Origin of the sequence: Bacillus weihaiensis, from assembly GCF_001889165.1 — a bacterium.
In the GTDB taxonomy this organism is placed as follows: domain Bacteria; phylum Bacillota; class Bacilli; order Bacillales; family Bacillaceae; genus Metabacillus; species Metabacillus weihaiensis.
On sequence record NZ_CP016020.1, the window covers coordinates 2,555,681 to 2,574,401 of the forward strand.

The window sequence follows — 18,721 nt, forward strand, 5'->3', positions numbered from 1 at the left end:
ACGGGAGGTAGAACAAAGGATAAGACCCCACAGGCGTGGCCGAGGAGGCTAAAGCTTCCTCCCTAGGAAAAAGCAGTTCATTTTTCCAAGCGGAAAGCAAGTGGATGTAGTGGAATGGAACGTACTTATTCTTCCACCACAACATATTAATAAGGAACAACGTGTCAAACGAAAATCGTTCGTCTTTTAAAAAAATGATTGAGTTTTGACCCAAGCTCTATTCTTTTTTCTGCAATTCATATGTATGGAGATTTGAATAAATCATACGTAAATATGGGGTCTCAATACGATGCTTTTCAGCTAACTCAAGGAGATATCCTTGTAAGTGATCTGCTTCAATTTGAGCATTTTTCTCCATATCTCTTTGCATAGAGGATTTCATCGTTTCATCCATTTCTTTTATTTTTTTAATCTGACTAACTTCTATTTCATCATCAATGGGTGCCCCAGTTACCCGCATAATTCTACCGATTTCATAAAAGATCTCTTGAATCATTTCTAGCCCATATTCTGCATTTCTAATTGGTCCAATACTAGAGCGAAATAATGTCGTAATTCCGGATAATCCTGTAATGAACATATATTTGTGCCACATATCCTTCATTATGGTTTGGCTTTTTATAATGGTTGCTTTCGTACCTGAAAATAACTCTTCTACTTTTTTGATTCGTTCCGTATCTTGACCTGATCGTTCACCAAAAACAAATTGATGCGCTCCACTTGTTTGCAGAATTTCTCCTTTTGATCCAACTGTAGATTCTACAAAACAAAGGCCTCCAGCTATGTTCCTCTTAGGGAAAACAGTCTCAAGATCATGAAGATGCTTTATTCCATTTAACATGGGGATAATGAGTGTTTCTTCTGAGACATATGGTGAAATGTCCTCTATCGCTTGTTTAAAGTGATAAGACTTTGTACCAACTAAAATAACATCAAAAAGAAATGGAACCTCTTGACCACTTATAATCGTTTGTGGCTTAAAAGTAAAATCCCCATGAACACTTTGAATCACTAACCCCTTTTCCTTAAGTTCACGTTGACGTCTTTCTCGAACTAAGAACGTCACATCTACCCTATTTTCAACCAACCTTCCACCAAAATAACCACCTACGGCTCCTGCACCTACTACTAAAACCCTCATCTTTCATCCTCCTATACCTTTATCTATTAGATTTTTAAAAATATTCTAAATATTTGCCACTTAACTTTGTAGTGACTCAGCTTCGATCTCAAACTTACTAAGATCTAGTATAAGAAAACGGTGCCATTTTGTCATGTTATTCGATTTCAATTAATGATACTATATAACTATTATCCGCATATAAGGAGAGACATCATGTTCATATTGCTACTTACAATGCTTGAAAGACTAGGAATAATTGTCACTGTTGCATTCCTTATGACAAAACTCTCTTTTTTCAAAAATATGATTCAGCGTAACGAAATTAGTCGTAAACAAAAATATTTGGCCATTCTCTTTTTTGGCGCTTTTGGCATCATCGGAACATACTCTGGTATTACCTTCGACTCTCACTCCCTTCAGTTTGATCGGTGGGCATATGCCCTTGGAAACGAAGAAGCAATCGCCAATTCAAGAGTCATCGGTATTATCATTGCTGGACTACTAGGTGGCTATAAAGTTGGAATTGGAGCAGGAATTCTCGCTGGAATTCACAGATTTTCATTAGGTGGATTTACAGCACTATCCTGTGGATTTTCAGCCATTTTGGCAGGTGTTATAGCAGGTTTCTTCTATAAGAAAAAATCAAGACTAAAGCTTACAACTGCTTTTTTTGTTGGTGCACTTGCAGAGGCTGTTCAGATGCTTATCATTTTACTCGTATCTAAACCGTTTGAACAAGCGTTTCAACTTGTACAAACAATTGGAATCCCTATGATTGTTGCTAATGGTGTGGGTTCAGCTATTTTTTTACTTATTATTAAAAGTGTGATTAACGAAGAAGAGAAAATAGGTGCTCTTCAAGCTCAAAAGTCCCTTTCACTAGCAGAAAAAACACTAACATACCTCAGAAATGGACTTAACACTCAAACAGCCGAAAAAGTATGTCATATTATCTATAATGAGGTTGATGCTGTAGCAGTTTCCATTACAAACCAAGAAAAGATTCTAGCACATGTTGGTTTAGCAGATAATCACCATTTGCCTAATGCTGTGCTTCAAACGTCCTTAACTAAAGAAGTCATACAACGCGGAGTTCTAACCATTGCAACTCAAAAAGATATACATTGCTCAACTGACGATTGTCCGTTGGGTGCTGCCATTATAGCCCCTTTAAAAAGACGTGATGAAACGATTGGAACATTGAAATTTTATCTTCATTCGGAGAAAGACCTTTCAAATGTCATGATAGAGCTTGTTCGTGGGTTAAGCTCTTTACTAAGTAATCAATTAGAAATTGCTGAAGCAGAGCACGCAAAACAATTAGCAAGAGAAGCAGAGATTAAGGCGTTACAAGCTCAAGTTAGTCCACACTTTCTCTTTAATTCTTTAAATATAATTGTTTCACTCATAAGAACAAATCCAGATATGGCTAGAAAATTACTTATTTCTCTTTCTAAATTTTTCAGAAAAAACGTAACTGGAACTCAGTCTAAGTGGACAACGGTGAGAGAGGAAGTAGATCATGTAAAAGCTTATTTAGCCATTGAAGAAGCAAGATTTATAGATAAGCTTAAAATTCACTATGATATTGATGAGAGCGCCTTAGCTTATCAATTACCCCCTCTCACTTTACAGCCGATCATTGAAAACTCAATAAAGCATGGAATCCAAGACATGCAACATGCTTGTCATATAATGATATCCGTTAAACGTATTCATTCAAAGGTTCAAATAACTATTAAAGATAACGGGAAAGGGATGGACCGGAATCGACTAGATTCTCTATTAAACTCAATAGTTAACTCAAAAACTGGCACAGGGTTTGGATTATTCAATGTAAACCGACGCTTGCTATTAATGCTCGGGGATGAAAGTAAGTTGTCGATTTCTTCGACGATCAATAATGGGACGTCTGTATCATTTATGTTACCATCTTCTATTCATGTTGATTAATCAGTAAAGCGAATGGGGAAATACTCTTTTAAAAAATTGTTGTTTTTAAGTAAGTTGACCATCGGGAAGGGTACGAGATTCCAGCAGGTCCTGTGGCTCAGGTAAGACTCTTCCTCATCCTAAGAAAAATAGCTAATCCGTAACGAATATCAACCAGACACTACTCTTATTCAAAAGAAAATCAACCATTATTTAAAATTGACTTTGTAAAACAGGAGATTACTAATGAAAAAACAAATGATTAAAGCACTAATCGTAGATGATGAAAGATTCAGTCGAGAGGAGCTTAAGCATCTATTGTCCACTTACCATCATATACAAATTGTAGGGGAAGCTGATTCAGGTAATTCAGCATTAGTAAAATCATTACAGATAAAGCCAGATGTCGTGTTCCTAGACGTTGAAATGCCTAATATGAACGGAATTGAAACTGCTAAGGCAATGAAAGAGTTAAAAGCACCACCGCTTATTGTCTTTGCAACAGCATACCCTTCCTTTGCAGTCGATGCATTCGCATATGGAGCTATAGATTATTTGCTAAAGCCTTTTGAAGAGGAAAGAATGAAAGAAACGATTTCAAGACTTGAAGAACGATTATTGCCAACTAAAATAACTGAAGAAGAATATGCACCAAATAAATTAGCTGTAGAATCCGAGGATGGCATTATTTACATAGATCCTAGTACAATCTTATTTCTTGCTCGCGATGAACGGGTAACAAAAATCGTTGGACGAGATTTCTCCTATGAAACAAAAGCTGCTTTAAAGGATTTTGAAGTTCGTCTAAAAGAGTATCAATTTTTTAGAATCCATAAAAGCTATCTAGTTAACTTAAATCAAGTGAAGAAATTAACTCCTTGGTTTAATGGCGCCTATCAATTAGAAATGAATGACTTTCGTGAAAGTCTTTCAGTAAGTCGAAATTATGTAAAAGCACTAAGGGAAAAGCTAGAGATTTAATCATACGACTCTCAGCTTTTAGCATAATGAAAAAAAACGCTAGCCCCTAGGAAGAATGGCTAACGTTTTTTTCATTAAAGATTGTATTATACATACAATTCCTTTACTTGTTTTTGAACAGCTGAATCTTCAAGGAATTCATCGTAACTCATTTGCTTATCAACTGTACCATTTGCTGTAACTTCAATAATTCGGTTTGCAATTGTTTGAACGAATTGGTGGTCATGTGAAGTGAAAATCATCGCACCCTTGTAACCAGTTAATCCATTATTTAAAGCTGTAATAGATTCTAAGTCCAAATGGTTCGTTGGCTCGTCTAATAGCAAAACATTCGAACCACTTAACATCATTTTAGAGAGCATACAACGAACTTTTTCTCCTCCTGATAATACACTTGGTTTTTTCAATACTTCTTCACCGGAGAATAGCATACGACCTAAGAATCCACGTAAGAAGCTTTCACTTTGATCATTTGGTGAATATTGACGAAGCCAATCAACAAGGTTTGGTTCATCACCTGCAAAATATTCACTATTATCTTTAGGGAAATAGGCTTGTGAAGTGGTGACTCCCCATTTAAATGATCCACTATCAGGTTCCATTTCTCCAGCTAAAATCTTAAATAACGTCGTAATGGCAATCTCATCTCGACCAACTAACGCAATTTTATCTTCTTTGTTTAAAATAAAGCTAATATTATCAAGTACCTTCACACCATCAATTGTCTTTGAGATACCTTCGACTCGTAATACATCATTTCCAATCTCACGGTCTGGAGTAAAATTAACGTAAGGATAACGACGTGAAGATGGCTGAATATCATCTAAGGTAATTTTATCAAGTAACTTTTTACGTGATGTCGCCTGTTTTGATTTAGAAGCATTGGCACTAAATCGAGCAATAAAGTTTTGTAGTTCTTTTATTTTCTCTTCTTTTTTCTTATTCGCTTCTTGACCTAATTTAAGTGCTAATTGGCTAGACTCATACCAGAAATCATAGTTTCCTACGAAAATTTTGATTTTTGAGAAGTCTAAGTCTGCTATATGAGTACACACTTTATTTAAGAAATGACGGTCATGGGATACAACGATTACAGTGTTCTCAAAATTAATTAAGAACTCTTCTAACCATTGAATAGCATGGATGTCAAGATGGTTAGTAGGCTCATCCAGTAATAGGACGTCAGGCTTACCGAATAGTGCTTGAGCTAAAAGTACTTTTACTTTCTCTCCACCTGATAATTCTGCCATTTTCTTATAATGGACATCCTCAGATATGCCCAGCCCTTTTAAGAGGATAGCTGCTTCACTTTCTGCTTCCCAACCATTAAGCTCGGCGAATTCCCCCTCTAATTCTGCTGCCTTCATCCCATCTTCATCAGTAAAGTCTGCTTTCATATAGATTGCATCCTTTTCCTGCATGACTTCATAAAGACGCTTATGACCCATAATAACCGTTTTTAATACTTCGTGCTCTTCATATTCAAAATGGTTTTGTTTTAAAACAGCTAAACGTTCGCCCGGTGCCATGCTTACATCACCAGTTTGTGCTTCAATCTCACCAGATAAAATTTTTATAAAAGTAGACTTTCCCGCACCATTCGCACCAATTAATCCGTAGCAATTGCCCGGAGTAAATTTAATATTAACATCTTCAAAAAGCTTGCGATCACCAAATCGTAAGCTAACATTCGTAACTTGAATCATGAAAAATCCTCCAATACTTTAACATCTAAACAATTATAACACTTAAATACTCATTTTTATACGTTATAGCGGACTACTTTTACAAAGATTTAAACTTGTGATCTTACTTTCGCCATTTACGAATAAATAGATACGAAAATGTTAAGGATTTATCTTATGGAATGGAGGTCACTATGTTTTCTTTCAGAGGAGATGCACATAAATTATATGTAAAGTTTAGACAAACCAAAAATAACCACCAATCATTAGATGACTTAAAAGAATTAGCTGAAATGGAAGAAATTAAATCATTTTACCTTAGTTTATCAAGCTCTACGTTAGAGAAAATATATTATCGAATATTAAAAGAGAAAAACGGTATGGGTATGATACCCGTTTTCGTTTCTGCAGGTCCTTGGCTCTTATTTCTTTTTTCTAAAAAACTTCAGGAGTTTTTATTCCAAAATGGAAGTGGGCCTTTTTTCATTTTCATCACGCTATATCTAGTTATCTTAACATCAAGTGTTATTCTTCACTTTAGGGAAAAGGCTTGGGCTGCTATTCACTCAACCATTGTGAAGGATATTCTGAACGATCGAAAAGCTACCGGCCATTCATCATAAGTGAATGGCTATAGAATTCCAGCTGAATTGTTATGATTTTTTTCACAATTCTACTTATCTTAAACAGTAACAAACCTCTTTAAGTCGACTCAGCCTCTTGAGCTGTTCATTCAGAATCTAAACAATTCTTTTCGGTCTATATAGGACCTAGTCCTCTTCTTTTCACAAAGTAAATCACCATACTTTCTATTTTTCATTTGCATTTCACATGCTTTTTTCCACATGATAATCATGAAATTCTACATCTTAAACACGAACTAACGTAAATGAATAGTAAACCTGTTATGATTCATGTAAGCGTTATCAAATATACAAGGAGGTTCCGCTATGTTTACATTTATCGGAGGAATTATACTTCTTATTTTGGGATATTTTATTTATGGAAAATTTGTTGAAAAAGTATTTGGTGTAAAAGAACAAAGACAAACACCTGCTATTACAAAAAGAGATGATGTCGACTATTTACCTATGGGAAAAAAACGGAATTCCCTCATTCAATTATTAAATATTGCAGGTGTTGGGCCAATTTTCGGACCGATTATGGGAGCTTTATATGGACCTGCAGCTTTTATATGGATTGTCATTGGATGTATCTTCGCAGGAGCTGTACATGACTATTTAACTGGAATGATTTCTATCAGAAATCGCGGGGCACATTTACCAGAGCTTGCAGGAAAATTTTTAGGAAAAGCTATGAAACATGTAGTAAATGCCTTTGCTATTCTTTTATTACTATTAGTTGGAACCGTTTTCGTTACTGCACCAGCAGATCTATTAGTAGGTTTAACTCCTGATTGGGTTTCCTTTGGTATGATCATTGGAGCAATCTTTATCTATTATATATTAGCTACACTTTTACCAATAGACAAAGTGATAGGGCGTTTATATCCTGTTTTTGGAGCAATGTTATTAATAAGTGCGCTTGGTGTTGGAGCTACTTTGATTATTACAGGAGCACCAATACCAGAATTAACATTCGCAAATATGCACCCAGATAACGCACCTATTTTCCCATTATTATTTTTAACTATTTCATGTGGAGCTTTATCAGGATTCCATGCAACACAAACACCGATTATCTCACGAACTACACAAAATGAATCTCAAGGACGGTTTATTTTTTACGGAATGATGATCGCAGAAGGAATTATAGCCATGATTTGGGCTGCAGCTGCGATGAGTCTATTTGATGGTTACAACGGTTTAGCTGATATTTTAGCAAATGGTGGTCCAGCAGCAGTTGTGAGTGAAGCATCTATTGCTATGCTTGGTGCTATTGGGGGAACATTAGCTGTATTAGGAGTCATTGTTTTACCAATTACATCTGGTGATACTGCGTTTAGAAGTGCACGTATGATTATTGCTGATTACTTAAACATCTCACAGTCAAAAATTATGACGCGCCTATGGATTGCTATACCTTTATTCGTTCTTTCATTCGCTTTAACAAGAATTGACTTTACATTATTATGGCGTTATTTCTCTTGGGCAAATCAATCCACAGCCGTAATTGCTTTATGGGTTGGTGCAATGTACTTGTTTATCGCAAAGAAAAATTATTGGATTGCCATGATTCCAGGTATCTTTATGACGATGGCAACAACAACGTATATTCTTAACGCTGCAATCGGCTTTGGATTGCCACTCACTATTTCTTATATTGGAGCTAGCATCATCACAGCCGTGATTATTGCGTTATTTTATAAGGCTGCAAGTAAATCTAGAGCAAATGCCTTACCTCTTGATGACGACATAGGTCAAGCTGCGTAATGGGCGCCTTTGTCAGCCTCGGATAATAAGACGATTTAGAATAAGAAGGTGTTCTTTCCTTCATTCTAAATTAACTTATAACCTCATATAGGTAGGCGTTGCAGCTAGTATCGATGGTCTTATCCACAAGCGATGTATTTTATCATTTCTCTATGCAACGAAAAAGTCTGGACACTTTTGGTGCCAGACTTTTTGATTTTTTGGAAAAGCTAATTTAAAGTATGATAAAATAAGCTATCTTTCTTAAAGTTCATTTTAAGAGAAAACTTTTGACTTATGAAAAAAAGTAAAGAGCACCTCACCTAAGCAACATCCTATTCTAAAAAACAGCCGTTCAAAAGGAGTATTTACAGCATGAAATTACAAACATTAGTTGAATATTGTTTATTACTATTCTTCTCCGGCATATATTTTGCCTTTTTAGGATTTCAATCAAATGGTATTGCCTTTATAGTTGGAGTTATTCTTATTTATATCATCGTTACAATTTCAGTTAAAAGAATTCTGCCACGCTATGCAAATACGGATCACAAATTGTCCATAATGGTAAGTGTCGCTTTTATAACAGGTTCTATATTTATCACAATGCTTATCTTAACGTTACTAGCCACTTAATCCTCTGGTTCGTTAGGGTGGTTCAAATGATTTAGCTGTTGTTTCCGTCTTCTTTTTATGAAAATAGAAACAACAGCAATCATCATTCCAACAATCAAAAGAATCGGTAAGCTACCTACTAACCATACAAATAATCCTGAGGCAATAATCATAAGAAAGTTTACACTATCCATAAATACTTTTTGTGTCCGCTCCCAGGTGTTCAGATCTTTGTTTTCTAGACCTGGTATTTTCACTTGTATCTCTCTCAAGTGAATGGTCACTGTTGCTAGGTCTACTTTATTCTCTAAAAAGCTCATTCTTCCTTTTATTTGTTCAATCTCCTCCTGTACCGTGGCTAAATCTGTAGAAATCTTTAATAAGTCCTCTGTTTTCTCCGCCTTTTCCATAAATTGAATGAGACGTTTTTCAACTACTTCTTTAGACGTTAACCGGGATTCTAAATCAACAAATTCCTCCGTGACATCCTGCCCAGTTAGTGATTTTTCAACAACTTTAGAACTTCCATTCTCAACTGCTTGAAGAAACGATTGAAATGTTTCCTGAGGCACTCGTACGGTTAATGTACCTTGTGCCCTATCGTCATCATCCATTGCGTATGAGTTGGATTCAACAATAAATCCATTCTTATTCGTAACCTGTTTTTCAATAAAATCTAATGATTGTTGATAATTTTCGACCTCAATCATCATATTTGCCGTATAAATCACCTTACGAGCACTTTGTTGGATTTCTGGAGCAGGATTTGTTTCAGATGGTTGTTTACCTTCCTCTAAAGATTCTTCTGCTCGCTCGATTTCTTTCTCTACCCCTTCACTGCCTACATTGTCAAGTGAGCTGGTTATCGCCATGTCCTCTTGACTTTCCTGTTGTTCACTACTACATGCACCTAATATGGCTAGCATTACTGTGATACTAAAAATAATTATCCATCTATACATTTCAAAACACCCTCTCCTAGCTATGAATACTTAACTAGTCGGTTAAAGGGAAGAAATGTTACAGAAATATGTGAATCTCTCCAACTAAAAACCATAATTCCGCCTGGAAATTATGGTTTTGACACTACCTAACCTTTAAAATTTTTTAAGATCGTGATAAGATCTTACCTCCTATTATTCATAATGCCACTCACTGAGAAGACCTGACAAGGAGGTTACACCCTATACCATAACCCTTATAAGACAGATCCTTCTTGTTCTATGAGAAAAGAGGCTGGGACATATGTGTCTTTAGTTAATGAGAAACCCGAACGATCAGGTGATATTTCAATAAAAATCTCCCATATTGTTCAGGTTTTATTCTTTGTTACGCATACGATTGTTCTCTAGTGTAATGGAGTGGGAGACACTTGACTCCCGCGGAAAGCAAGTGGATGGAGCAGAATGGAACGCACTTGTTCTTCTACCACAACATATAAATAAGTAACATTATGTCAAACGATAATCGTTCGTCTTTTAAAAAAATGATTGAGTTTTGACCCAAGCTCTTTGATTTGAATTGAATTGAAGCACTTTTTTTTGTTTGCTATAGACCTAAAAGAATCTATCGTATGGTAGAGCAATAACACATGTGATGAATAACTATATAACTATATTGTTTTCATGTCGTGCTAAGTTGTGTACTAGATTATTCAAATGAGTTTGCAACCTCTATTAATTCTTCTTTTGTAACGTTAGTATCGGATTGTTCTTTGTAATATGTTAGACGGTAATGAAGATTATCTTCGCTCCAACTTAGAATCTCTTCTCCTTGTTCACTTTTGTATGTTCCCTCATTATTCTCCAGATCAACTTTTCTACCACCCTCAAGTTTACCTACTTCTCCTCCATTAACTACAGATAGACTTAAATGATCTCCTAATTCATTAGTCCCTAAACCATAAAAGTCAATCGTAATCTGCTTATCTTGTTCATTTGGAAGAGATGTAATCTCTGTATCCTCTACCTTGAATGGTAGACTAGTAGGTAGCTTATGCTGGAAAGCTTGTTTTTTCAGATCCTTTTCTAACTGTACAGAATCATAGGCAACAATATTCACAGCTTGATTACATCCCACAAGTATAATAATGGATATGACTAATAAGGCCAGTTTTTGTTTCATTCTTTTTCCACCTTCCATTTCCTTTTTATTACATACGTAATGATAAGACGGAAAGTTTCACTTTATTTAAATTTTTTCGACTATTATACTTTATTTTAAATGTCTATCAATTAGGCAATAATTTAGTTAAAGGCTCTATTCTTAAACTATATTGCTATTCACATAAAATGCCCTGGTAAGCAAGAAAGAAAAAGCTTTGTACTTACCTTGCAAATCCGGCACTTGAGATTTTCACCAATAAAAATTGGTTCAACGTCAAATGTTGGGGTGAAGTGATTATTGCTTCACCCTACCCAACGTGAACAGCCACCTTTTTATACTTATGTGTTAATAATATTTTGGCTCTAAAACGACTAAAGCTTCTAAAACCAAAGGCATTTCGTTTCATAACTTTGGTTAAGTTGTTTATTCCTTCTAAAAATCCATTTGAATAGTTATAAGCAAAACTATTTAAGATTTCTACCTGCCAATTTTGGAGGGTTCGTATTGCTTTTTTGAACTCTGGAATATGAGATTCTTCCACCTCTTGATAAAATCCAAGTAATAATTCTTTAGTCTGGAGGATTGACTCTAAACCATTTTCTTTTGCCTTTCTGAACCACTTAGAAAACATTTCTTTCAGTTCATAAGCTCGTTTTAGTTCATCAGAAAACCCTACATATCGCTTTAAATACCATCGGTCTTCTTCGGTTAGTTTCTCTGAGTTTTTGTAGAATACATAGCGCATTTTCTTACACTTTTTACGGTCGTAATCATGCCAATTTGTTTGTAATCTTCTTCTCACACGATCTAGCGCCCAATAAATATATCGTACAAAGTGGAATCGATCCGCAACGATCACTGGTTTTCCTAGTGCTTCCTGGACAGCTGCTTTAAAGGATGGGCTCATATCCATCACAACAAACTCTACTTTTGAGCCGTATTGATGTAAGTATTGCTTGATTGTCTTTTTATATCGATTTGGCAATATATCAATAGGTTCTCTCGTTTCAGCATCAGCAATAATCAGCTGATATTTTCCTTCTTTCGTATCCCCTTTATATTCATCTATAGCGATCGCCCTTGGAAGCTCTTTAGGATCTTCTTGAATAGTATTTTGGGACAGATCATCAAATCGACGTACAACGGTAGAAGGGGATGTACCATAAATCTCAGCTGTTTCTTTAAAGGTTTTTCCTTTAACACTACGAATCTTAATGGCTTGATTCAACTCTACCGATAAGCGTTGATAATAGTCAACAAAGGGATTCTGTTCAGGAAATCTTTTCCCACAAACGCAAGAATAACGACGCTTTCTATAAAAAACAACGGTGTGTCTCTCAAACAATTTTAAGTGTTTTATCTTTTGAATTCGATAATCATGAATTTTAGAAGTTATACTCCCACATTCAGGACATGAGTGTTCTAAGACTGGCATTTCTACATGAATACAAAAATGCCCTTCAAAAATTTCGGTATTCTTTACTATCACTTCTTCAAATCCAGGTAAATTTATGTTAGAATTCTTCATGCACGTATCTCCACTCTTTACTTGTTTCTAGTCAACTCAAGTATAAAAGAATTGGATGATTTCGTGCTTTTTTTATGCACTCAAATTGTGTAAAAACCCCAACATTTATTATAGAACCTTAAAATTCTACGTGAAAATAGGCATAAAAAAACAATCGGTATTATCAATACACGATTGTTTTATATTCCTACTCTGTTTTCTTAAAATGATTTAAAGGGTAAAAGATAAATTCTGACTTTCCTAAAATCCTGTCTTTTTCAATCAACCCTAATCCATTCCGACTATCCATACTATTTAATCGATTATCTCCCATAACAAAATAACTTTCTTCAGGTACTTCAATTTCTTCAAAATCACCCGTTAACAACATTCCCACTTGATCTGCTTCCATTAAACTTCCTTCTAAATAAGGCTCTTCCAGTTCTCTTCCATTCACATAAACTTTCCCTTGCTCTGCAGTTACACTATCACCAGGTAACCCGATTATTCTTTTAACATAGCGTATATTTTCTTCTTTTCCATCAATGATGACAATGTCACCTTTTTCAATATCACCTATAAATTGCAACGTTTTATTAACAAATAATCGATCCCCATCTTTAAGAGTTGGATCCATAGATGACCCTTCAACTAGATAAGGTTCAAACAAGAAGAACCGAATGATCATTGCTAGCCCTACTGCTAAGACAATTGCCTTCGTCCATTCCCATATTTTTGATTTAGATGTTTCTGGTTCAATTTGAGACATGATGAATCCTCCTAAAGATTGCTCTAGTACCATTATACCTTGATTCCTATTTTATTTGCTAAAAAATTTAGAAAAACTTGGGTTGTTGATTTAATTTTACAGTGGTAAAGTCTTTAGCCAAGGATGAGACTTTACCTCTAACGATAAAAAACCTTTATAATTGTTATTATTTCCCTTATACTTGAAATATCTAGTAATTCTCATATTAGATTGAAGGTGGTGGAAAGATGTTGGAATCCGTCTTTCACGTATTAAGGATATTACATATTATTGGCGGTTTCGTTGCTCTCTTTGTTTTTTGGATCCCAATTATTACAAAAAAAGGTGGAAAGCTTCATTATTTATTTGGTTGGATTTATGTATATGGAATGATACTGGTGGCAATCAGTGCATTTTATATGGGCGTCTATCGAATTTTCTTTGATTCAAATACCACTAATGAAGAAGTCTCTTTCTCATGGTTTCTCTTATTCATTAGTATTCTAAGCTCAGCTTCAGCTTATTATGGGTTACGCGTACTCCGTTTTAAAACTCGAAAACAGGTCCATACACATATGCTAGATCTCTTTTTCTCCCTGTTACTTCTTCTATCAGGAATCGGAATTAGTATCTATGGTTTTACACAGAGCTTTGTCCTACTTTCTTGGTTCCCATTGGTTGGAATTGCATTAGGACTTACTCAATTAATCTATTGGTTGAAAATACCTACAAAAAAAATGCATTGGTGGTTTGAACATTTCTCAGGAATGCTCGCTTGTTGTATTTCAACCATTACAGCCTTTACAGTATTTGGTGCTCCTAGACTCCTTAACGTTGAGTCAGTAAGTATAATTCTTTGGTTCCTTCCAACTATCATCATAACACCGTTAATTATTGGGCTGGGCATATATTATACTAAGAAGTTTAATAAGCCAAAAGGAATCAACCTTTAATACATACTGTTATTTCTCTATATTGTTGCTTTACAGAAATTCTAAAAGCCGTTTGTTCTAGAGAGCTCAAGTTTTTCTCTATGTTATGGAGAGGTTATTTTTCTTTCTTGCCTTACTTACCCGTTATTCACATGAACCATGGCCATTTTCAAACAAATTTAAGGTGCTGCTTCCTAGCAGCACCTCAGTCTACATCATATCTTAAATCACTTCTAACTTCACTTCAATATTACCTTTAGTTGCCTTAGAATATGGACAAAATTCATGAGCTTTCTCAACTAGGTCTTCTAGCTGTGAACGTTCTATGCCTGTCCCCTTCACTTGTAATAAAACTCCTAGTTTAAAACCATCATCTGCTTCATCCTTAAGTAGACTTACATTAGCCGTTACCTCAGAATCAAATTCTACTTTTTCCTTCTTTGCAATAAATTGTAATGCTCCATCAAAACAAGCGGAGTATCCAGCAGCGAACAGCTGTTCAGGATTAGTAGCCTCTGGAATTTCTTTAGCCCTTGGTGTTCCTGGCATAGCTAATTTCACATTAATATTTCCGTCGGATGATTCTACTCTTCCTTCACGTCCTCCGACGGCTGTAGCAGTTGAAGTAAATAGTGGTTTAGTCATTATGATATCATCCTTTTCTACTTATTGACCTACATATAAACGATACCCTAATAGAAAATATTTAATCAGAAATACTGGTTTTTTTCCTACATTTTATTGTTACATATAAATTTTATACAAAGATGAAAAGACCTATTCTACCTGTTCACTATCATTTTAAGAAATCTACAAAAGAGGCTGAGATCAATAAAAGAGCCAGGCATCCTCCGATACAATCATTTGTGTGCATGAAATAATTCAGTGCGTACTATGGTTGTTACGTAAAGGTGCCAAGCACTATTTGTCCCAGCCTCTTTCTTTATTCAGTTACAGGTTTCTTTAAAAGACCCAACATAAGGGCTGTTACAATTGTCCCTGCTAAAATAGCAACTAGATACAATAATGGATTACCTTCAACAAAGTAGATGACGAAAGCACCACCATGTGGAGCACGTAAACCGTTTCCGAAGAACATTGCTAAAGCTCCTGCTACAGCAGACCCTGTGACTATAGATGGAATCACACGAGCTGGATCTGCAGCGGCGAATGGAATGGCACCTTCCGTAATAAAGGAAGCACCCATAATATAGTTAGTAATACCAGCTTCTCGTTCACGTATTGTAAACTTATTTCTAAATAAAGTTGTCGCTAATGCAATTCCTAACGGAGGTACCATTCCACCTGCCATGACAGCAGCATGTGGAGCAAAGTTACCAGCATCAATCATGGCTATACCGAATGTAAAGGCAGCTTTATTAATTGGACCACCCATATCTACAGCCATCATTCCACCTAGAATGAGACCTAAAAGTACTAAGTTTCCAGTTCCCAATCCACCTAAAAAGTCACTAATACCTTGATTTAATGCACTTACCGGCTGATTAACAACAAAGAACATAATCATACCAACTGTAAAGATGCTTAATACTGGATATAATAATACTGGCTTAATACCTTCTAAAGAAGACGGCATACCTGATAATAATTTTTTCAGTAAAAGAACAATGTAACCTGCTAAAAACCCTGCAATTAATCCACCTAAGAAACCAGCTCCACCTTGAGCAGCCATGAATCCCCCTACCATACCTGGTGCTAAACCAGGGCGATCAGCAATACTCAATGCAATGAATCCTGCTAAAACTGGAACCATTAATCCAAAGGCATTACCACCACCGATTGTAGCTAGCGCTTCTGCAAAACGATTATATGTTTCATGTGTAGGGTCTCCAGCATGAATACCAAACATAAATGATATAGCAATAAGGATACCTCCACCAACTACAAATGGAAGCATGTTTGATACACCATTCATTAAATGTTTATAGAAACCCGTTTTTTCTTTCGTACCGTTATTTTCTCTATTGGATTGACCGTTGCCTTGATAAACTGGTGCATCTTGATTTAATGCTCTTTCCAAAAGTTCTTGTGGCTTTCTAATTCCATCTGCTACTGGAACAATGATCACATGCTTTCCATTGAATCGTTCCATCTCTACTTGTTTATCAGCAGCAACAATGATGGCCGTTGCTTCATCGATTTCTTGTTGTGTTAAGACATTTTTAGCTCCACCAGATCCGTTCGTTTCCACTTTAAAAGAAAGATTCATCTCTTTCGCTTTTTCTTTTAATGAATCCGCTGCCATATACGTATGCGCAATTCCTGTTGGACATGCCGTTACAGCTAATATTTTACCAGCAGTTGTACCTTGTATTTCTGCGTCTTCTTCTTTTTCATCGTATTGATCAATAATAGAAAGAATATCTTCTTCGGTTTTCGCAGCTAAAAGCTTCTCTCTAACCTCTTGCTTCATTAAAATCGTTGAAAGCTTAGATAAAGCCTCTAAATGTGTGTTGTTTGCTCCCTCAGATGCTGCAATCATGAAAAATAAATGACTTGGCTGTCCATCAAAAGCTTCATAATCTACTCCCTGTGAAGACCGGCCAAATGCAATTGCAGGACTCTTTACAGCATTTGTTTTAGCATGTGGAATAGCAATTCCATCGCCAATACCAGTTGTGCTTTGTTGTTCACGGTTTAAAACAGCTTGTTTATATGCTTTTGGATCTGATAATTTACCAGCCTTATCTAATACGTTTACTAACTCACTAATTGTAGCGTTTTTCGTAGTAGACGTAATATTTAGTGTAATCGTTTCCTTTGTAAGTAACTCCGTAATTCTCATCTTCCTTCACCCTCTATCCTTTTTTCATTTCTATTTGAGGTAATAGCTTTTCGACTTCTTCTTTCGTACATAGCTCTAATGAAAATGCTGTTGCACTCCCTGATGCAACTCCTACTTTAAATGCTTCTTCAAGAGAGCTTCCTGTAGAAATTGCACTTAAAAATCCACCAACTACTGAATCCCCTGCTCCAACAGAATTTAAAACTTCTCCTTTAGGGATATTTGCAATATAGCTAGCATTCTCTGTAACTAGTAAAGCACCTTTTTCTGCCATTGACACAATCACATGTTTGACACCTTGTTCTACTAGCTTCTTTCCGTATAGTAATGCCTCATTCACTGAATGAATTTTCGTATGAAAAAGCTCACCTAATTCATGATGATTTGGTTTAATTAAGAATGGCCTTCCATTTACTACTTCTTTTAGAGCATCTCCAGACACGTCTGCCACAACTTTTATACCTTTTTCATGACACACATCCATAATCTTGTTATAAATAGTTGGCGGCAAAGTTCCGGGAATACTTCCTGCTAGTACCACGATATCATCTTGATTCATCTCTTTAAATTTCGCCAAGAACTGGTCAAGAACTTCTGAAGAAATAGATGGACCTATTCCGTTTATCTCCGTCTCATCACCTGTTTTCAGCTTAATATTAATTCTTGTGTCCCCTGCTACTTGAATAAAGCTTGTTTCTATCTTTTCTTCCTTTAGGAATTCCTCCACATATTTACCAGTAAATCCACCGATAAACCCGAGTGCGTTTGATTCAACTCCAAGTCGTTTCAGAACGCGTGAAACATTAATTCCTTTACCACCTGGAAATTTGCTATCAGATGTTGTACGATTCAATCCACCTAACTTAAATGCTTCCACTTTAACGATGTAGTCCACTGATGGATTCAATGTGACAGTATAAATCATGCCTTCACTACCTTTATTGCTGTATTTTTTATATATGGCTGTATCGCTTCTTCCTCTACTTCATCTGTGATAATCTTTGCATCCGCTACTTCTGCTATTTTAGAAAAAGAGATTTCCCCGAATTTTGAGTAATCAGCTATAACAAATTTTTCCCTCGAAAGCTTTAGTGCCGTTTTTTTCATCACTGCTTCCTCAGGGTCAGGTGTTGTATATCCTAAATCCAAGTGAATTCCATTCACACCTAAAAAACACTTATCAAATCGGTATTGCTCCATTGAGTTAATAGCACCTCTACCAATCATGGCTCCAGTTGATGGCTTTATATAACCTCCAACTAAATAGGTCCTTATTCCTTTCATTAATAGAGGCTCAATATTCGTATAGCCGTTTGTTACAACAACAATTTCCTTGTCTACCGGTAGATAATCAATCATTTGTAATGTCGTCGTACCAGCATCTAGGAAAATACAGTCTCCTTCTTCAACAAGAGAAGCTGCTTCCTTAGCAATCATGATTTTTTGTTGAAGGTTTTTGGAAGCTTTTTCACTTACATTTGGTTCATTTAAATTCCCTTGTAAAAGTGAAGCCCCACCATGAATTCTCTTTAAATATTTGTCTTCCTCTAATTGAGTCAAATCTCGTCTTATCGTAGATTCAGATGTATTTGTTAGATCAACAAGATCTTGAATTTTAACTGAATGTTTCTCTTTAAGAAGTTCTAGAATGAGGCGATGTCTTTCTGGAGTGAGCATTTTTCCTTACCTCCATTTCATTGTAAGCGAATTCATTTTCTTTCTATTCTTTATTATATAGTTATAAACAATCAAAATCAATCATTATTTAGTCAAAACCCATCAAAATATCAGGGTAATTACTAATTATAAGGTATATATTGATCAATTTCTTCCACTACAACCTAAAATATACTGAGTACTTTTTTTGACTTTTTATATGAAAGGTGCAAATAGTGTATGTCGTGAAATGATTCC

The 18,721-nt window shown here is 35.6% G+C and carries 16 protein-coding genes; 6 read left to right on the forward strand and 10 right to left on the reverse strand.

Translation table 11 applies throughout. The annotated features are described in order from the left end of the window. Nucleotides 1-217: 217 nt before the first annotated feature. Nucleotides 218-1,141: a ketopantoate reductase family protein gene (locus tag A9C19_RS12315; protein ID WP_072580221.1), complete on the reverse strand. Its 924-nt coding sequence runs from the start codon at nucleotides 1,139-1,141 to the stop codon at nucleotides 218-220. Between the two features lie 195 nt (nucleotides 1,142-1,336). On the opposite strand from A9C19_RS12315, the gene A9C19_RS12320 reads away from it, so the two are divergent. Together A9C19_RS12320 and A9C19_RS12325 are read left to right on the forward strand one after the other, a co-directional pair. After that, nucleotides 1,337-3,076, forward strand: a complete 1,740-nt coding sequence (locus A9C19_RS12320; protein WP_072580222.1) for a sensor histidine kinase — start codon at nucleotides 1,337-1,339, stop codon at nucleotides 3,074-3,076. A gap of 225 nt (nucleotides 3,077-3,301) precedes the next feature. Beyond that, nucleotides 3,302-4,036, forward strand: coding sequence for a LytR/AlgR family response regulator transcription factor (locus tag A9C19_RS12325; protein WP_072580223.1), 735 nt, complete (start codon nucleotides 3,302-3,304; stop codon nucleotides 4,034-4,036). Between the two features lie 86 nt (nucleotides 4,037-4,122). Here A9C19_RS12325 and A9C19_RS12330 read toward each other — a convergent pair whose 3' ends face one another. Beyond that, nucleotides 4,123-5,742, reverse strand: a complete 1,620-nt coding sequence (locus A9C19_RS12330) for an ABC-F family ATP-binding cassette domain-containing protein (protein ID WP_072580224.1) — start codon at nucleotides 5,740-5,742, stop codon at nucleotides 4,123-4,125. A gap of 173 nt (nucleotides 5,743-5,915) precedes the next feature. On the opposite strand from A9C19_RS12330, the gene A9C19_RS12335 reads away from it, so the two are divergent. The 3 genes from A9C19_RS12335 (at nucleotide 5,916) to A9C19_RS12345 (ending at nucleotide 8,729) form a co-directional block, all read left to right on the forward strand. Next, nucleotides 5,916-6,344 (forward strand): hypothetical protein, encoded by a 429-nt coding sequence (locus A9C19_RS12335; protein WP_072580225.1) that lies wholly within the window; start codon nucleotides 5,916-5,918, stop codon nucleotides 6,342-6,344. A gap of 327 nt (nucleotides 6,345-6,671) precedes the next feature. Beyond that, on the forward strand, nucleotides 6,672-8,114 hold the full coding sequence (locus tag A9C19_RS12340; RefSeq protein ID WP_072580226.1) for a carbon starvation CstA family protein: 1,443 nt from the start codon (nucleotides 6,672-6,674) through the stop codon (nucleotides 8,112-8,114). 354 nt (nucleotides 8,115-8,468) lie between these two features. Further along, nucleotides 8,469-8,729 carry a hypothetical protein gene (locus tag A9C19_RS12345; protein WP_072580227.1) on the forward strand — a complete coding sequence of 87 codons (261 nt, stop codon included), beginning with the start codon at nucleotides 8,469-8,471 and terminating at the stop codon, nucleotides 8,727-8,729. Here the strand turns inward: A9C19_RS12345 and A9C19_RS12350 are convergent. The 4 genes from A9C19_RS12350 to lepB form a co-directional block, all read right to left on the reverse strand. Continuing rightward, a complete protein-coding gene (locus tag A9C19_RS12350) occupies nucleotides 8,726-9,670 on the reverse strand; it encodes a DUF4349 domain-containing protein (protein ID WP_072580228.1) in 945 nt (314 codons plus the stop codon). The two genes, A9C19_RS12345 and A9C19_RS12350, sit on opposite strands and share 4 nt — an antisense overlap. A gap of 688 nt (nucleotides 9,671-10,358) precedes the next feature. Next, on the reverse strand, nucleotides 10,359-10,832 hold the full coding sequence (locus A9C19_RS12355; RefSeq protein ID WP_072580229.1) for a hypothetical protein: 474 nt from the start codon (nucleotides 10,830-10,832) through the stop codon (nucleotides 10,359-10,361). Between the two features lie 289 nt (nucleotides 10,833-11,121). Then, nucleotides 11,122-12,342, reverse strand: coding sequence for an ISL3 family transposase (locus tag A9C19_RS12360; protein ID WP_072578381.1), 1,221 nt, complete (start codon nucleotides 12,340-12,342; stop codon nucleotides 11,122-11,124). A gap of 187 nt (nucleotides 12,343-12,529) precedes the next feature. Continuing rightward, complete coding sequence (lepB, locus tag A9C19_RS12365) at nucleotides 12,530-13,090, reverse strand: signal peptidase I (protein WP_072580230.1); 561 nt, start codon at nucleotides 13,088-13,090, stop codon at nucleotides 12,530-12,532. Nucleotides 13,091-13,317: 227 nt separating this feature from the next. Between lepB and A9C19_RS12370 the strand changes: the two genes are divergently transcribed. Continuing rightward, complete coding sequence (locus tag A9C19_RS12370) at nucleotides 13,318-14,022, forward strand: DUF2306 domain-containing protein (RefSeq protein WP_072580231.1); 705 nt, start codon at nucleotides 13,318-13,320, stop codon at nucleotides 14,020-14,022. Between the two features lie 201 nt (nucleotides 14,023-14,223). Here A9C19_RS12370 and A9C19_RS12375 read toward each other — a convergent pair whose 3' ends face one another. The 4 genes from A9C19_RS12375 to A9C19_RS12390 form a co-directional block, all read right to left on the reverse strand. Continuing rightward, nucleotides 14,224-14,646: an organic hydroperoxide resistance protein gene (locus A9C19_RS12375; protein ID WP_072580232.1), complete on the reverse strand. Its 423-nt coding sequence runs from the start codon at nucleotides 14,644-14,646 to the stop codon at nucleotides 14,224-14,226. 298 nt (nucleotides 14,647-14,944) lie between these two features. After that, nucleotides 14,945-16,807, reverse strand: a complete 1,863-nt coding sequence (locus tag A9C19_RS12380; RefSeq protein ID WP_072580233.1) for a PTS fructose transporter subunit IIABC — start codon at nucleotides 16,805-16,807, stop codon at nucleotides 14,945-14,947. A 13-nt stretch (nucleotides 16,808-16,820) separates the two neighbouring features. Further along, nucleotides 16,821-17,732: a 1-phosphofructokinase gene (pfkB, locus tag A9C19_RS12385; protein WP_072580234.1), complete on the reverse strand. Its 912-nt coding sequence runs from the start codon at nucleotides 17,730-17,732 to the stop codon at nucleotides 16,821-16,823. Next, a complete protein-coding gene (locus tag A9C19_RS12390; protein WP_072580235.1) occupies nucleotides 17,729-18,484 on the reverse strand; it encodes a DeoR/GlpR family DNA-binding transcription regulator in 756 nt (251 codons plus the stop codon). The genes pfkB and A9C19_RS12390 overlap by 4 nt, the downstream gene beginning before the upstream one ends. Between the last annotated feature and the right edge of the window lie 237 nt (nucleotides 18,485-18,721).

What these genes read in the sequence shown, in the direction of transcription:
- A9C19_RS12315 (WP_072580221.1), bottom strand. Translation starts at nt 1,141, where the DNA reads ATGAGGGTTTTAGTAGTAGGTGCAGGAGCCGTAGGTGGTTATTTTGGT.
- A9C19_RS12320 (WP_072580222.1), top strand. Translation starts at nt 1,337, where the DNA reads ATGTTCATATTGCTACTTACAATGCTTGAAAGACTAGGAATAATTGTC.
- A9C19_RS12325 (WP_072580223.1), top strand. Translation starts at nt 3,302, where the DNA reads ATGAAAAAACAAATGATTAAAGCACTAATCGTAGATGATGAAAGATTC.
- A9C19_RS12330 (WP_072580224.1), bottom strand. Translation starts at nt 5,742, where the DNA reads ATGATTCAAGTTACGAATGTTAGCTTACGATTTGGTGATCGCAAGCTT.
- A9C19_RS12335 (WP_072580225.1), top strand. Translation starts at nt 5,916, where the DNA reads ATGTTTTCTTTCAGAGGAGATGCACATAAATTATATGTAAAGTTTAGA.
- A9C19_RS12340 (WP_072580226.1), top strand. Translation starts at nt 6,672, where the DNA reads ATGTTTACATTTATCGGAGGAATTATACTTCTTATTTTGGGATATTTT.
- A9C19_RS12345 (WP_072580227.1), top strand. Translation starts at nt 8,469, where the DNA reads ATGAAATTACAAACATTAGTTGAATATTGTTTATTACTATTCTTCTCC.
- A9C19_RS12350 (WP_072580228.1), bottom strand. Translation starts at nt 9,670, where the DNA reads ATGTATAGATGGATAATTATTTTTAGTATCACAGTAATGCTAGCCATA.
- A9C19_RS12355 (WP_072580229.1), bottom strand. Translation starts at nt 10,832, where the DNA reads ATGAAACAAAAACTGGCCTTATTAGTCATATCCATTATTATACTTGTG.
- A9C19_RS12360 (WP_072578381.1), bottom strand. Translation starts at nt 12,342, where the DNA reads ATGAAGAATTCTAACATAAATTTACCTGGATTTGAAGAAGTGATAGTA.
- lepB (WP_072580230.1), bottom strand. Translation starts at nt 13,090, where the DNA reads ATGTCTCAAATTGAACCAGAAACATCTAAATCAAAAATATGGGAATGG.
- A9C19_RS12370 (WP_072580231.1), top strand. Translation starts at nt 13,318, where the DNA reads ATGTTGGAATCCGTCTTTCACGTATTAAGGATATTACATATTATTGGC.
- A9C19_RS12375 (WP_072580232.1), bottom strand. Translation starts at nt 14,646, where the DNA reads ATGACTAAACCACTATTTACTTCAACTGCTACAGCCGTCGGAGGACGT.
- A9C19_RS12380 (WP_072580233.1), bottom strand. Translation starts at nt 16,807, where the DNA reads ATGAGAATTACGGAGTTACTTACAAAGGAAACGATTACACTAAATATT.
- pfkB (WP_072580234.1), bottom strand. Translation starts at nt 17,732, where the DNA reads ATGATTTATACTGTCACATTGAATCCATCAGTGGACTACATCGTTAAA.
- A9C19_RS12390 (WP_072580235.1), bottom strand. Translation starts at nt 18,484, where the DNA reads ATGCTCACTCCAGAAAGACATCGCCTCATTCTAGAACTTCTTAAAGAG.